At 70.5% G+C, this 14551-nt stretch carries 14 protein-coding genes and 1 pseudogene; 5 read left to right on the forward strand and 10 right to left on the reverse strand.

What is annotated here, in order from left to right:
- The first annotated feature begins 121 nt into the window (after positions 1-121).
- Entirely contained in the window at positions 122-997 is an 876-nt protein-coding gene (locus AB8Z75_RS04465) for a LysR substrate-binding domain-containing protein (protein ID WP_369200024.1), read from the forward strand.
- Positions 998-1252: 255 nt separating this feature from the next.
- Here AB8Z75_RS04465 and AB8Z75_RS04470 read toward each other — a convergent pair whose 3' ends face one another.
- The gene (locus AB8Z75_RS04470) at positions 1253-1687 is read right to left on the reverse strand and encodes a VOC family protein (RefSeq protein ID WP_369200025.1); all 435 of its coding nucleotides are present in this window, start codon (positions 1685-1687) and stop codon (positions 1253-1255) included.
- 88 nt (positions 1688-1775) lie between these two features.
- Entirely contained in the window at positions 1776-3110 is a 1335-nt protein-coding gene (locus tag AB8Z75_RS04475; RefSeq protein WP_369200026.1) for an MFS transporter, read from the reverse strand.
- A 232-nt stretch (positions 3111-3342) separates the two neighbouring features.
- On the opposite strand from AB8Z75_RS04475, the gene AB8Z75_RS04480 reads away from it, so the two are divergent.
- Complete coding sequence (locus AB8Z75_RS04480; RefSeq protein ID WP_369200027.1) at positions 3343-3696, forward strand: hypothetical protein; 354 nt, start codon at positions 3343-3345, stop codon at positions 3694-3696.
- Between the two features lie 221 nt (positions 3697-3917).
- The gene (locus AB8Z75_RS04485; protein ID WP_369200028.1) at positions 3918-4922 is read left to right on the forward strand and encodes a LacI family DNA-binding transcriptional regulator; all 1005 of its coding nucleotides are present in this window, start codon (positions 3918-3920) and stop codon (positions 4920-4922) included.
- Positions 4923-5155: 233 nt separating this feature from the next.
- Here the strand turns inward: AB8Z75_RS04485 and AB8Z75_RS04490 are convergent, their stop codons facing one another.
- Positions 5156-6118 (reverse strand): ester cyclase, encoded by a 963-nt coding sequence (locus AB8Z75_RS04490; protein WP_369200029.1) that lies wholly within the window; start codon positions 6116-6118, stop codon positions 5156-5158.
- Between the two features lie 12 nt (positions 6119-6130).
- Positions 6131-6289, reverse strand: coding sequence for a hypothetical protein (locus AB8Z75_RS04495; RefSeq protein ID WP_369200030.1), 159 nt, complete (start codon positions 6287-6289; stop codon positions 6131-6133).
- A 592-nt stretch (positions 6290-6881) separates the two neighbouring features.
- On the opposite strand from AB8Z75_RS04495, the pseudogene AB8Z75_RS04500 reads away from it, so the two are divergent.
- Positions 6882-7111: pseudogene (locus AB8Z75_RS04500) on the forward strand (LacI family DNA-binding transcriptional regulator); the annotation flags it as partial.
- Positions 7112-7420: 309 nt separating this feature from the next.
- Here AB8Z75_RS04500 and AB8Z75_RS04505 read toward each other — a convergent pair.
- Together AB8Z75_RS04505 and AB8Z75_RS04510 are read right to left on the reverse strand one after the other, a co-directional pair.
- Positions 7421-8098, reverse strand: a complete 678-nt coding sequence (locus tag AB8Z75_RS04505) for a response regulator (RefSeq protein ID WP_369200031.1) — start codon at positions 8096-8098, stop codon at positions 7421-7423.
- The gene (locus AB8Z75_RS04510) at positions 8089-9240 is read right to left on the reverse strand and encodes a sensor histidine kinase (protein ID WP_369200032.1); all 1152 of its coding nucleotides are present in this window, start codon (positions 9238-9240) and stop codon (positions 8089-8091) included. The genes AB8Z75_RS04505 and AB8Z75_RS04510 overlap by 10 nt, the downstream gene beginning before the upstream one ends.
- Positions 9241-9398: 158 nt before the next feature.
- Between AB8Z75_RS04510 and AB8Z75_RS04515 the strand changes: the two genes are divergently transcribed.
- A complete protein-coding gene (locus AB8Z75_RS04515) occupies positions 9399-10673 on the forward strand; it encodes a serine hydrolase domain-containing protein (RefSeq protein ID WP_369200033.1) in 1275 nt (424 codons plus the stop codon).
- Between the two features lie 340 nt (positions 10674-11013).
- On the opposite strand, the gene AB8Z75_RS04520 is transcribed toward AB8Z75_RS04515, so the two are convergent.
- The 4 genes from AB8Z75_RS04520 to AB8Z75_RS04535 all read right to left on the reverse strand — a co-directional run bounded on the left by AB8Z75_RS04520 (position 11014) and on the right by AB8Z75_RS04535 (position 13955).
- Entirely contained in the window at positions 11014-11295 is a 282-nt protein-coding gene (locus AB8Z75_RS04520; RefSeq protein ID WP_369200034.1) for a DUF5133 domain-containing protein, read from the reverse strand.
- Between the two features lie 61 nt (positions 11296-11356).
- Positions 11357-12181, reverse strand: a complete 825-nt coding sequence (locus tag AB8Z75_RS04525) for a SigB/SigF/SigG family RNA polymerase sigma factor (protein WP_369200035.1) — start codon at positions 12179-12181, stop codon at positions 11357-11359.
- Positions 12182-12456: 275 nt separating this feature from the next.
- Positions 12457-12804, reverse strand: coding sequence for a ferredoxin (locus AB8Z75_RS04530; protein WP_369200036.1), 348 nt, complete (start codon positions 12802-12804; stop codon positions 12457-12459).
- A 35-nt stretch (positions 12805-12839) separates the two neighbouring features.
- On the reverse strand, positions 12840-13955 hold the full coding sequence (locus tag AB8Z75_RS04535) for a cytochrome P450 (protein ID WP_369200038.1): 1116 nt from the start codon (positions 13953-13955) through the stop codon (positions 12840-12842).
- Positions 13956-14551: the final 596 nt, after the last annotated feature.

Genomic DNA, 14551 nt, shown 5'->3' on the forward strand with positions numbered 1-14551 from the left:
CAGCAGGGCGGCGGTCACGGGCTGTCGGCGGGTTGCGCCGGTGACGTCCTCCGACGCTAGGGTTCGTGACTGATCCACGTCCAACATAACTTTTGGATACACGAATACCCGGAGAGTATCGATGTTCACGCTCGCGCAACTGTCCGGCTTTGTCGCCGTGGCGGAGGAGCTGCACTTCACGCGGGCCGCCGAGCGGCTCCGGATGACGCAGCCGCCGCTGAGCCGGCAGATCCAACTTCTGGAGGCCGAACTGCGGGTGGAGCTCCTGGACCGCACGAAGCGCTCCGTCCGGCTGACCCCCGCAGGGCGTGCTTTCCTCAACGAGGCCCGCCGCATCCTGCGCCAGGCGCACGACGCGACCCTCACCGTCCGCAAGGTCTCCGCGGGCGAGGCCGGTGCGGTCGCCATCGGCTTCACCGCCGCCAGCGCCTATTCGAGCCTGGGCCAGCTTCTGGAAACGGCGCGTGGCGCCATTCCGGAGGCGGACATCGTGCTGCGCGAGATGGTCACCCGCGACCAGTTGGAGGCCATCGCCGAGGGCGCCCTCGACCTCGGCATGGTCCGGCCGGCCGCCGTCGGCACCGGCCTCGTCTCCCGTCCCGCGGCCCGTGAGGTGCTGCTGGCCGCCCTTCCCGCGGGGCACCGGTTGGCCGAGCGGCACGAAGACCCGCACATCACCGACTTCGACGGCCAGGAGCTGCTGATGTACGCGCCTGTCGAAGCGCGCTACTTTCACGAGCTGCTCATCAGCGTCTTCCGCGCGGCGGGCATCGCGCCCGAGTTCACCCAGTACCTCACACAGGTGCACAGCATCCTGGCGATGGTCAACGCCGGCTGGGGCGTCGCGCTCGTCCCCGAGGCAGCCGCCCAGATGCGCTTTCCCGGTGTCGTCTTCCGCCCCGTCGCATTGGCCGCGCCCGCGCCGGTCGAGCTGAACCTCGTATGGCGACGCAGCAACGACAACCCCGCACTGCACGCCCTCCTGGCGCACCTCTGACGGCGGGCAGACACCTGACGGAGGCAGACGCTCGGGGTCTCTGACGGGTGCCTGGCCCGGGCGGCATGCGACGCGCCTGCCGCCGGGAGGGCGCCCGGGAGGGCGCCCGGGTGCGGCCCTCCCCTCAGGGACGGCCGGGATCGAGGATGCCGTCCAGTGGCGTCAGGCAACGAGCCGGACCGACCGACGGGACGGCACCCCTCGTGTCGGTGAACCGAAGCGGTCGGCGCACGAAGGCGCCCCGTTCCGGGTCACTCAGTCGAGGCAGAACTCGTTGCCCTCGACGTCCCGCATCACGAGGCACGACTCGTCGAAGCCGTCGGCAACCAGGAGACGCTCGCGTACGGCGCCGAGCGCGACAAGCCGCGCGCACTCGGCCTCCAGCGCGGCAACGCGTTCCTCACCGACGAGCCCCGTGCCGACCCGCACGTCGATGTGCAGCCGGTTCTTGACCACCTTCCCTTCGGGCACGCGCTGGAAGTACAGCCGCGGGCCGGCACCCGAGGGATCAACGCAGGCGAAATCCGAGCCCTGGCGCTCAGGCGGCAACGAACGATCGAAAGCGCCCCACGTGGCAAACCCCTCCGGCGGCGGCGGTACGACATACCCCAATACCTCGCACCAGAAACGAGCTACGCGCTCGGGATCCGCGCAGTCGAAAGTGATTTGGAACCGCTTGATCGACGTCATCGGCCCACCATAGAGGCCGGCCCGTCTTCCATGAAGTGCGCGCGTCGCTTGCTGCTCGCTCCCGTCCGGGCACGCGCCGCTCGCCGTCTCACCGCTCCAGTTCGTCCTTGGCCCGCTCCGGCAGCCGCACATACACGAGCGCGGACAGCAGGCACAGCACCGTCACATACCACGGGAAGGCGTCCGGCATCTCCAGCTCCTCGAAGAGGGTGCCCATGTAGGGCGCGGTGCCGCCGAAGAGCGCCACCGCCAGTGAGTAGGGAAAGCCGATGCCCGCGGCACGCACCCGTGCCGGGAAGATCTCGGCGTTCACCGCCGCGGCGATGGCCGTGTAACCGGTGAGCAGCACCATGCCCGCGCACTGCACCAGCAGCAGCGAGATGAAGGAGTCACCGACCGCGTGCAGCAACGGAACGCACAGCACCGCGAACCCGACCGCGAAGACCAGCAGCAGCGGCTTGCGGCCCACCCGGTCCGACAGCATCCCGCCCAACGGCTGGAGCAGCATGAAGAACACCAGCGAGATCGTGCCGGCGACGAGCGCGTCCCCCTTGTCGAGACCGGCGTTGACCTGTGCGTACGTCGGCAGATACGACGTCCACACGTAGTAGGCGATCGTCCCACCGGCCGTGATACCGACGATCAGCAGTGAGGCGCGGGGGTGGCTGCGCAGCGCGTCGAACAGCCCGGGACGCGGCCCGTCGGCGTGCTTCTCGCTCCGGGTCTCCTGCGCCCCGCGCCGTACCCAGAAGCCGACCAGGCTCAGCAGCGCCCCGACCACGAACGGGGCCCGCCAACCCCACTGGTGCATCTGTCCGTCGTCCAGAGTGGAGACGAACAGCGCGGCGACACCGGACGCAGCCAGCTGGCCCGCCGTCGTCGACACGTACTGGAAGCTGGAGAACAGCCCGCGCCGCCCCGGCCCGGCCGACTCCACCAGGAAGGTCGTCGAAGCGGCGAACTCCCCGCCGACGGAGAGCCCTTGAACGAGGCGGGCGGCCACGAGCACCACAGGCCCGAACACCCCGGCGACGGCATAGGTCGGGGTGATCGCGACGAGCAGGCTGCTTCCGCCCATGAGAAGGATCGTCAAGGTCAGCGCAGCCCGCCGCCCGATCCGGTCGGCCACAGCGCCGAGAAGCAGCCCGCCCACTGGCCGCATGAAGAAGCCGACGGCGAAGACCGCGAAGGTGGACAGCAACGGCACGAGCGAATTGCCCGTCCCCTTGGGAAAGATCTCGTCCGCGATGTAGGTGGCGAGAAACGAGTACGCGAACCAGTCGTACCACTCGACACCGTTGCCGATGGAGGCCGCCACCAGCTGTCGGCCCGTCCGCCGGACCGGTCGGGTCGCCTCTCCGCCCGGCCGCCCCGGCGCGGGCTCCCCGGCCGCCTGCCGCGGCTGTTCCCTCGACTGCGTCATCGATCGGTTTCCTCTCCACCACGTTTGCCTTGCGCACCGGGGTAACCCGAGGTCGCCACTCCGCCATTCCTGGCGCAGGCACCGTCCCGGCATGCGGACACACAGCGCCTGCGGACACACAGCGCCTGCGGGTTCCTCGTCCCACCGGGGCGACGGCAGGCGCATGCCGTGATGTCGGCGCGTTCGCGAGCTTCCCGGAACTCGAACGGCCGGGGAAGCGTCCGTAGTGGTCATGGGCAAACGACTCGAGCCGACCGGCGCCGTCGGCTGTCTGGTGGCAGTCCTCACCGCGGCAGTCGGGTTCGGTGTGTGGATACGCGGTGCCGAGCCCGGTTTGCGCGGCAGCTTCGAAGGCGAACGGGACTGGAGCCTGCTGTACGTGGAACTGCCGATCATGCTGTTCGGGGTCCCCGCGGTCACGCTGGCGGCCTGGGGGCTGACCGGTTACCTGGTGCGTCGCCGGGCTGGAAGGGTCACCCGGGCCGTGGCACCGCTCGCGGCCGCGTCCGTCACGGTGACAGCACTGGCCTGGGCGAGCCTGGTATGGCTCGACGCCCGTGTCGCACCATTCGTCCACCCTGGGTGAGGAACTCATCCTGCCAAGCCTCCCCGCGGCGAGAGCGCTCACCTCGGGACTTCCGGTGCCGAGGCCGTCGACCGCGCCCGCCGCGGCCCGGGCCTACGTATGTACGGCGCGATCGCGTGGGCTGGCCGTTCGCCGCTGGATGCGCCGTCCCCGCGCCGGCCGCCTTGGTGTTGCGACGTATGCTGAGCAGTCGAAGTCGCAGAGATCCAGGAGGCACGGCGGTGGCGATCACCAGCATTGACGTCGCACGGCTGGCCGGTGTGTCGCAACCGACGGTGTCGCGAGCGCTGCGGGGCGACCCCCGGGTCTCCGAGGAGACGCGGCAGCGCGTACGGCAGGCGGCGGAGGCGCTGAACTACGTGCCGAGCGAGACGGGCCGCAGCCTGTCCACCCGCGCCACGCGGCGGGTCGGCGTCGTCGTCACCGACCTGACCAACCCGTTCTACCCCCACTTGGTCGCACCGCTCCACGACGAGCTGGAGCGCTGCGGCTACCGCATGATGCTCTTCACCGAGCGGTCCGAGGACGCTGTGGCCACCGAGCGTCTGCTGGGTCAGTCGGTCGATGGCGTGGTACTGACGACGGCGACGACCGATTCCGCCCTGCCCGCCGAACTCACTCGTCGGGGCCTCCCGTTCGTCTTCCTCAACCGGGAGACCGGCATGGCCGGCCCTCCGGTCGCGGTGGTGGACAACGCGGAGGGTGGCAGGCTGGTGGCGCGCGAACTCGTCGCGCTCGGCCACCGCCACATCGCCGGGATCTTCGGTCCGCGCAACACCACGACGGGGCAGGAACGGGAGATGGGGTTCCGCCTCGCTCTGGCGGAGGCCGGGGTCGGACTTTCCGAGGACGCCGCGGTCCGCGGCCCCTTCGAGTTCGCCACCGGCTATGCCGGGTTGGGAGAACTGCTGACACTGCGGCCACGCCCCACCGCCGTGCTGTGCGGCAACGACGTGGTCGCCATCGGGGCGCTCAACGCGGCTCTGGCGGCGCAGGTCAAGGTGCCTGACGAGCTGACGCTCTTCGGTTTCGACGACATTCCGATGGCCGGCTGGGAAAGCTTTCAGCTCAGCACCGTCCGCCACGACATGCACGAGATGGCCCGTACCGCGGCCCGGCTGCTGGTCCAGCGCATCGCACAGGGAGGCAAGGGGGACGCCGAGCGCGTCGTGTTCCCGGCGCAACTGGTGCTGCGGAGAACGCACGCCGCCGCCCCGGGTGCCTGACACGGCCAGGACGGGAGGACGCGCCGGGCTGCGGCATGCTGAGCCGACGCGGTGCCGTCACCAGTCGCGCCGTGGCGCCAGTCGCGCGTGGCGCCAGCAGGGCGCGGCACCAGCAGGGCCGCGTGCATACGCATGCGCGCCAGGCCCTACCGCTACGGACCTGCCACAAGACGAAGGCGGGACGGCGAGCAACGGGGCGCGGCCCACACGTGGCCGCGCCCCGTACGCCTGCTTCACCGGCCGGTGATCTGCCGGTACAGCGACAGCTCGTCGAACTCGGCGAACTCAGCGACGATTTTCCCTCCGTGGACGTGCACGTGGTTGATGCCCATGACGGACACCTCGCGCTCGCCGTCGGCAGTCGGTACCACGCCGGCGAGATTCCAGCGGACGGCGACCCGGTCGAGGTTGAAGTCCTCGAGCCAGTACAGCTCGTCGATGCGGAACTCCCGCTCCGGCACCAGGCGCAACCAGTCGTCCACGTAGTTCTTGATGCCGGCAAGGTGATGGTAGGTCCGCGACGTGCCGACCGAGAGGTGTGCGTCGTTGCTGTAGGCGTGGAAGACGCGGTCGGCGTCTCCCTTGCCGAACAGAGTTGTCAGGTGCTCCTGCACCAGTTCTCCGGCGCCGTCCACACGCTCCGGGATGGCGGGGACCCGCACTCCGAAGTCCGCGGCGGGCTTGCCTTCGGGTTGCTGCTCGCCCGCTGAGGCCTGGTCCCACAGCTGGGCCGCGGTGTCCAGGTCGATGCCCAGCTGGGCCGCGCGGGCTCCGGGGTTCCAGCCCTTCCACTCCTCGACGTAGTGCTCCCCCATGACCACGCAGTTGGCCGTCGCGCTGACCCGGATCCAGCGCCCGATCGGTCCGCCGAACACGGGATCACCGGCGTTGCGCGCCGTCCACGTCCACCGCATCGACGTGCGGTAGCCGTCGCGGTCGTTGCCTGTCCAGATCGTCTCGTCGATGAGCCCCCGGAAACCCTCGCGTGCGGCCAGTGCGCGCGCGGTGTCCTCGACGACATGGGCCGCTCCGACCAGGTCACCGGAGTCCATGTGCGTGATGGTCTGCGGGGTGTAGGTCCGCGCGACGAGGTCCACTTCGCGCTCGTTCCAGATGCGGTACGTCGAGCGCTCCACGAAGTCCGCGATGTTGTGCCACTCGGTGCCGGCCATGTTCAACGTGGGCTGCTGGGACATGTCGCTCCTTGTTCAGTCGGTCTCGGCGTATTCGTCGTCGGACAGTGCGCTGCGGTAGGTCTCTCGCATGAAGCGGAGGATCACGAAGAGCGAGAACACCGCCAGCGCGGCGAGGAAGCCCCACAGGGCCGAGCGCTCCGGCCAGTGGCAGCAGGGGCACCAGCACGGCAATCGAGATCACGTTGGACAGGAACGCCTCGCTCTGCGGGATTCTCAGCGTGCCGCTCAGGTATTGCGGCAGGTAGGTCACCCAGCCGTACGTCAGCACGGCCAGGGTGATCGAGGCGCCGCAGAAGACCAGGATTCCGCGCCACTGCGACAGCAATGCGTCGCGAAGCGGGGTCTGCGCGGCCTCGCCGCCGCTCTGTGCCGATTCCACCGGCCCAGACGGCCTTGCGGACCTCGGCCGGCGCCGCCTGAGCCGTGCCGCCTGGGTCGGCGGCGGCGGCCGTAGCGGTCGCAGTCACGAGACCTCCCGTTGGTATTCGGCCGGACTTGCGCGCGGCCACGTCAGAATTCCCCACCGCAGATGTGAATACGTATGCCGGTGCGGTCACCGTAGAAGGCGGCAACGGCGGGGTCAACCCTTGGTGCAGCCCTTGCCCCTGCCGCCCATGTGGCCCGATTCGGCCGACGGCGGTCCATGGGCGGCGGGACGGTGGAAAGGCGGGACGGCGGGGGGCCGTCCATGGTGGTCTCTTGTCCGAGCTGCCCGCTCGACGCGCTCGGGCCCGGCTCCGTACCCGGAGTAGAACGGGCGGCGGTGTCCGTCCGTACGGTCTCGAACACCGTCGACAACGCACCCTCGGTCGCCCCGGCCACCCGCGAACGCGTGCTCCGTGTGATCGACGAACCCAGTACCGCCCCACCCTCGCGGCACGCGTCCTGCGCCAAGGCCGCACCGGCCTCATCGGCCTCGCCGTCCCGGAGGTCCGCTCCCCCTACTTCGGCGAGATCGCGGAACTGCTCATCGACGGCGCCAAGGACCGGGGCTGAACCGTGCTCATCGACCGGGCCTGCCGGCCCGCCGGATCACTGTCCCGCACCGGCTTCTCGTCCGCGGGAGCAGCGGTACGCGCGGTGACTTGAGCGCGTAGCCCGCAGCGCGGCGTCAAGCCGGGTGGCTGGACGTGACAGTGCCGCGGCCCGCCACCCGGGCTGAGCGTGTTGACCGTCTGGCTCCCGGTGGGTCGTGCTGGACACCGGGCATGCCTGAGGCCGTCGCCCTCGGGTCGGGCGCTGACGCCGACGATGTCGGCGCCTGCCGGCACAACCGTTGCACGGGAAGCAGCACTGTTCGCGTCAGTGGTGCGGTGTCGTCGCATCGGGCGCGTTACCGCCGTAGCGGCGGAGGTAGGCCAGGACGGCGCGGACACGGCGGTGGCCGCTGTCGCCGGCTGACAGGCCCAGTTTGAGGAAGACGTTGCCGATGTGCTTGTGGACGGCGTTGTCGGTGATGACGAGCCGTCGGGCGATGCCCGCGTTGTCGTGGCCCTCGGCCATCAACGCGAGGACCTCACGCTCGCGCGCGGTCAGTGCCTCGACGGGATCGCCGCCGCGAGCGAGGAGTTGGGCGATGACCTCGGGGTCCATGGCGGTACCGCCACCGGCCACACGGCGCAGCGCATCGGTGAATTCAGCTATGCGGCTCACCCGGTCTTTGAGCAGGTACCCGATACCGCCCCGGGTGTCGGCGAGGAGGCGGCCCGCGTACTCCTGCTCCACGTACTGCGACAGGACCAGGACGGGCAGTCCGGGGTGGTCGCGGCGGGCCTGGGCCGCGGCCCGGATGCCCTCGTCGCGGAAGGAAGGGGGGAGCCGTACGTCCACGATGGTGACGTCCGGCCGGTGGGTCTCGACGGCGGCGAGGAAGGCGCAGGCGTCGGCCGCGATCGCCGCGACCTCGAAGCCCTGGGAGTTGAGCAGGAGCTTGAGCCCGGACGAGAGCAGGACGTTGTCCTCGGCGAGCACTACGCGCACGGCAACTCCACGGTGATGACGGTCGGCCCGCCCGGCGGGCTGCTGATATCCATGGTGCCGTCCAGGGCAGCGGCGCGGCGGCGCATTCCGTCCAGGCCGGAGCCACGGGCGGCGTCCGCTCCCCCGGTTCCGTCGTCCGTGATCTTCGCGCAGAGCAGCGGACCGCTGCGGGTGAGGCGCACCGAGGCGTTGGAGGCCCGGCTGTGGCGGGCGATGTTGGCCAGTGCCTCGGTGACGGCGAAGTAGGCGACCGCCTCGACCGCCGCGGGGATGTCACCGAGCGGGCCGACATCGATGCGGGTCGGCACCCCGGCCCTGGTGGCCAGGGTGCTGACCGCGCCGGCCAGGCCTTGGTCAGCCAGCACCGGGGGGTAGATGGTGCGGATGACGGACCGCAGTTCCGTCATCGCGTCCTCGGTCTCGGCGTGGGCCTGCCGCACCAGAGTGGCGGCCGTCTCGGGGCCGTCGGAGAGGCTTTCGCCGGCCACGGCGAGCCGCATCGCGATGGCGACGAGCCGGGCCTGGGTGCCGTCGTGCAGGTCTCGTTCGATCCGGCGGAGTTCTGCGCTGTGTGCTTGCAGGACGTCTGTACGTGTCCGGGTGAGTTCGGTGACTCGTTCGACGAGTTGCTCCGCGAGCGAGGGCGCTAGGACCGCGAGGCAGCACCGGGCGTGCGCTCGGGCGAGCAACGGGAGGACGAGGGCCGCCAGTGCCGCGAGGAGCACCAGATTCAGCAGGCCGAGCGACAGGGCGGTGCCCCAGCCGGTGAGGGGAACGCTGATCACGGGCAGCCACGGGGCCGTGGGAAAGGCCCACCACAACGTCGTGATGACGGGAGTGAGCGAGAGGGTGCCCGCGCACAGCAGCGCGACGGCGCCCGCCGGCAGACCGGCGAGAATCTGCGTCACGCACCACGCGAGGTTGCGGCGGGCGGTGCGGGGGTGCGGCTCGACCGGCTGCCCCAACAACGCTCCGGCGCGCCGGCGGTGGTGTTCCGCCCAGAGTTGTGCCAGCGCCGGCCTGCACAGGAATGGGGCCGCGGCGAGCGTCACTGCCGCGGCCGTCAAGGTGCCGAGCAGGTAACGCCCGCCGCGCCAGGTTTCGAGCCACCATGCGCGGGCCGCGCCGAGTACGCCAGGCACTTGTTCGCTTTCCCTTTGTCGTCCCGCAGGGTGGGGGGGCGCCCCACGCGATGCACTCTAGGTACCACTCGGCCCTGCCGCACTACAGGTAGCTGTACCTTCCGTTCGGGTGTCCGCGGTAGCGAGCCGCACCCGATGACCTCCCTAACGTGAGCGGCATGAGACCCACAGGCCCGGCCGCCGCACGGCGCCCCTCGCACACTCCCCCACTCGGCCAGCCCGACGGGCATCGCCGTATCGGCAGAAGATGGTGGGCAGCCGCGGTCCCTCTCGTCACCGTCGGTGCGGCCCTCGCCGTCCAGTTGCCGGGCGACGCGCACGAAGCGGCCTCGCCCGCGTACCGACAAGCCGATCTGCGCCGGGACACCGACGCCATACGGGCGCTGGGTGTCACCGGCGTCCAGGCACGGGTGACCACCGGCCCTGGCCCCGGCCTGATCGCCACCAGCGGCGTCGCCGAAGCGGGCACGCACCGGCCGGTGCCCCGCGACGGCTACTTCCGCATGGCCAGCACGGGCAAGGCCCTTGTGGCCACCGTGATCCTGCAACTGGTCGACGAGGAGAAGCTGGCACTCGACGACACAGTGGACCGCTGGTTGCCCGGCTTGGTGGACGGAAAGGGCAACGACGGACGCCGGATCACCATCCGGCAACTCCTCCAGCACACCAGCGGCATCCACGACGACGATCTTCCTGGGTACACCACCCCGCAGGAGTACCACGAGCGCCGGTACGACACCTACACCCCCGAACAGATCGTCGCGCGGGCGATGAGGCACCACCCGGACTTCCCGCCCGGCAGCGGGTGGAGCTACTCCAACACCGGCTACGTCCTGCTCGACATGGTCATCGAGAAGGTCACAGCGCGACCTTGGCACCAGGAGGTCGAGGACCGGGTCCTGGAGCCGCTCGGCATGGACCACACCTACCTACCGGGCAGTGGCGCTTCCACACTCCGCAGCCCGCACGCCAACGGCTACCAGGTCTTCCCCTCGGGCGAACGCGTCGACGTCACCAGGGTGGTCCTCCCGAGCCCCGGCAACTACGTCTCCACCACCGCGGATGTCAACCGCTTCTTCCAAGGCCTGCTCGGCGGCCAACTGCTGCCCCGGAAAAGGTTGGCCGAGATGCAGAAGGCCGTCCCGGTCAACGAGGAGATGCGCACGTTCTGGCCCCACGGGCGCTACGGACTCGGTCTGGTCAACCGGCCCCTGTCCTGCGGCGGCAGCTACTGGGGACACGAAGGAGGCGACGGCGGATACATCACCCTGAACGGGGTCACCGGGGACGGCAGCCGCAGCGTCACGGTGTCCATGTCCACGGCCCTGAACGACTCGCCCGGCAACGCGCTCCGACAGGAGCGAGCCGCCAGTGACCTCGTCGACCACGCCCTGTGCGACTCCCCTGGCGACGGGCGGGACACGGCCACCTGACTCCGGACCCCGCCGGTGCCCGACGCCGCCGACGTCTCCACCGACCCGGCCGCCTACCCGGGGCGGTGAGCAGCGGGCTGGTCCGCGCGCCGGACGCCTGGCACCGTGTCGGAGAAGGACCCTCTGGAGAGGAGCCCTCAGGACCACAGCACCAGGCTCCGCGACACCGCCCGAACCGTCCCCCACCGCGGGGAGGGTCCCCAAAGCCCTCTCGTGACAGCCTACGCGCGTCTTGCCGGCTCAGGCTCAGGAGGCCTGGACGAGGACAGCCGTCCTCAGCGGATCACCCGGACGGTCATCGCACGCAGCAGCACCCAAGGCCTGCGTATCCAGCCGCGCATCAGGCCGCAGGCTCCGGCAGTGCGGACGTACCGCCGACTTCGGTGGTCTCGCCCGGCTGGGTGAGGAGGGAGTCGTCCGCGGCGCGGGCGCCCGGCAGCCGGTGGCGAGCGGCGATCAAAGCGGCGTCGACGTCGCGGGTGCCGGTGGACACGCACAGGGTGTAGCTGACGTCGTTCATCCGCTGCTGGACGTCGGGCGAACCTTCGTCGGCGTGCAGGAGGCTGAGGGTCTCGTACTGCTCGATCAGGTCACGCAGTACGGCGGGGTGGGCCAGCAGCATCGGGGAGCTTCCTTCCTTGCCGGGTGGTGTGGAGTAGCGGTGGGTCGGCCGATACCGGGGGTCAGGCAGCGTGGGGACGTGCGGCGGGGCGTCCGTGTTCCACCTGGCGACGAACGCGGTCGCAGCTTCGGGAGAGCAGACGAGAGACGTGCATCTGCGAGATGCCGAGTTCCTTGCCGATCCGAGACTGGGTCATGTCGCGGAAGAACCGCAGGTAGAGCACCTTGCGCTCCCGCTCGGGAAGGGAGCGCAGGCACGGTTTGACGGCCTCCCTGGCCACGACCGTGTCGTATTCGGCGTCCTCGCGGCCGAGCGTGTCGATCAGGGAGAACCCGTCGTCGGAGCCGGCGGTGGCCGCGTCCAGCGAAAGGCTGCGGAAGCTGTCCATGGCCTCCAAAGCGGTGGCCACCTCTCCCTCGGTCAGACCGGTGTGCTCGGCCAGCCGCGCCACAGGCGGCATGCTCTCACCGGCGCCCGTGTCCAGTTCACGGACAGCGGTACGGACCTTGTTGCGCATCTCCTGGACGCGGCGCGGCACGTGCACGTCCCAGGTCCGGTCGCGGAAGTGGCGGCGGATCTCTCCGGTGATGGTGGGGACCGCGTACGGCACGAACGGGGTGCCGTGCACGGGGTCGTACCGGTTGACGGCTTTGACCAGGCCGAGGGCGGCGACCTGCTCCAGATCCTCGATGTTCTCGCCCCGGTTGCGGTACTTGGCGGCCAGCCTGCGAGCCATCGGCAACCACGCCTCCACCAGCCGACCGGACAACTCCTCACGCTCGGGCCCCTCGGGAAGGGCTGCCAGGCGCCGGAAGTCCGCGGTGGTGTCCGGGGCGTCGTTGTGGCTGTGGCGGTTTCGCTGAGGCCGGTACCGAACGGCAGACATCAGGGCTGTCTCCTTGCGGTGTCGCTGACACGGGGACCAACCGCGGGAGACTGCGACACGGGCAGCACACCCGGAAGCGCCGTCTACGGCCGCCTCCCGCGGATGTGCCTGACCTCCCAAGCACGTGATCATCCTTGTAACCGAGTCGCCGACCCGCAAACCTCACAGCCTCACAGCCTCACGGGCTTGCACGCTCGCACGCTTGCACGCTCCGGTAACCGCCGCCGACGCCTCCATCCGCGTCGGTTACCGGGGCCGGTCCCGGCCCCGTGATCTCACGGACTCCCCTCATGCTCCCCGTGCCCCAGGTCGCGCGGAGGGGCGGCGCGGGGATGTTCCCGAGCACCGCCCCGCTCGTCGTCCTCGTCGTCCTCGTCACCGAGGCCACCTTGGCTCTCGACCGTGACGGCTCCCGAGGGGCAGCCTTCCGCCGCGTCCTCGGCGGCTTGTCGTCCATGGGCGGCGGTGCGGGGTTCCAGCAGAACGACCCGGCCGTCCTTCGGGTCCTGGTCGAACAGCAACGGGGCGGTGAGCGCGCACACGCCGGCGCCCACGCAGCGCTCGCGGTCCACCACCGCCTTCCACTGTCCGACTGCCGTCCGGTTGCCTGGCGAGATCTCCATGCGCTTCCTCTCCTTCTCTTCTCGTCCGGCCGGCCTCACTGCCAGGTGACGGGCAGTTCGCGCACTCCGTAGAGGTCGAGGCTGACGCGCAGCGGTACGTCCTTGGGGGGCACCGCCAGCCGCAGCGTGGGGAAGCGGGACAGCAGCCCCGAGTAAGCGACGCCCAGTTCCACGCGTGCCAGTTGCTGCCCCAGGCATTGATGGATCCCGTGTCCGAACGCCAGGTGCCCCACGGGCTTGCGGCGGATGTCGAGTGTGTCGGGCCGGTCGAAGCGGAGCGGGTCGCGGTTGGCGGCCTCGACTGAGAGCAGAACCGTCTCGCCGGCCCTGATGACCTGGCCGTCCACTTCCACGTCCTCCAGGGCTGAGCGGGCGGCCGTGTGAGCGATGGACAGGTAGCGCAGCAGCTCGTCGACCGCGCTGTCGCTGAGCCCGGGGTCCGCACGCAGGGCGGCAGCCTGCGCGGGATGGCTGAGCAAAGCGAAGGTGCCCAGGCCGAGCATCGCGGACGTGGTGTGGAGACCGGCGGCGAGCAGGAAGCCGCCGATGCCCGCCAGTTCCTCACCGGACAGATCGGTGCCCGTGAGCAGGTCGCTCAGCAGATCGTCGGTGGGGTGAGTGCGCTTGGCGGCCAGCAGGTCGGCGATGAGGCTGTTGAGGGCGTCCAGCGCGGCCCTCTGGTCGTCGAGGTCCGCTCCTTCCGCGGCCAGCAGGGCGGCATGGCGCCGGAAAGCGTCGCGCGCGGAGTGCGGTACGCCCAGCAGTTCGCAGATCATCAGTATCGGAACGGGCTGGGCGAACGCGGTCACGAGGTCGACCGGCCCCCCTCGTCGTTCCATGATGTCCAGGTGCTCGGTGGTGATCTCCTCGGCGCGGGCGGTCAGCGTCCGCATCCGGCGGACGGTGAACTTCCCGGCGAGCAGCCGCCGATACCGGGTGTGGTCGGGTGGGTCGATGCCCGTCAGGTCGCCCATGGTCGCCGGGGAGAGCGGGGTGGCCGAGGACGCGAGCTGAGGGAGCCGCAGCAGCTCGTAGCGCGAGCTGAAGCGCCGGTCGGAGAGCACGGCCCGGACCGTTCGGTACCCGGAGGCGAGCCAGCATGGGTTGCCGTCGGCTAGCCGTACCCGGATGAGGGGGCGTCGGGCACGCAGCGCGCCGAGCTCGGCAGGCGGATCGAAAGGGCGGCTTCTTGAGCGTTGCGGTGGAGTCCAGAGGGGCTCGGTGGGGCTGTCCGGCGCGGGCGGTGCGACGGCGAGGGAAGCTTCACCGCTCGTCCGGACGGCTGCTGCGTTGCCGGTCTCGTTACCGAAGGACATGACGCCATACTCTCGCCATTGTGGCGCCATCGCAAGGAGGAAAGGCGCCATTCGGGGTACCCGTCTGGGTGTTTGGGGTGGTGCGCCGTGGCGCCATCGCATCGCCGCGCGCCCCCGACAAGGGTGTCTGAGCCCTGCACGACGGCGGTCGGCAGGCGCCCGTGCGGCCCGCACACAAAGAGGCGGGCCGCATCGCCACCTGTGACRGCTGGTGGCCTCCGGTGTGACCGCAGACTCCTCCTGCTGAGGCTTCGCGTTGCGGACCAGGAGGGAGAGCAGTCCTTGATGGCATCCTGTGCCGAGGGCGGGAAGCCGAGGGCGACGGACTCGTGGACGCCGTCGTTGTCGGCCACCACGTCGACGGCAGCACCCCCCCTTGCCGGCGACCTCGTCGCGCAGCGCGTCGGGGTACTTGGAGCTCACCGCGGAGG

Source organism: Streptomyces sp. PU-14G (assembly GCF_041028275.1).
Lineage (GTDB): Bacteria > Actinomycetota > Actinomycetes > Streptomycetales > Streptomycetaceae > Streptomyces.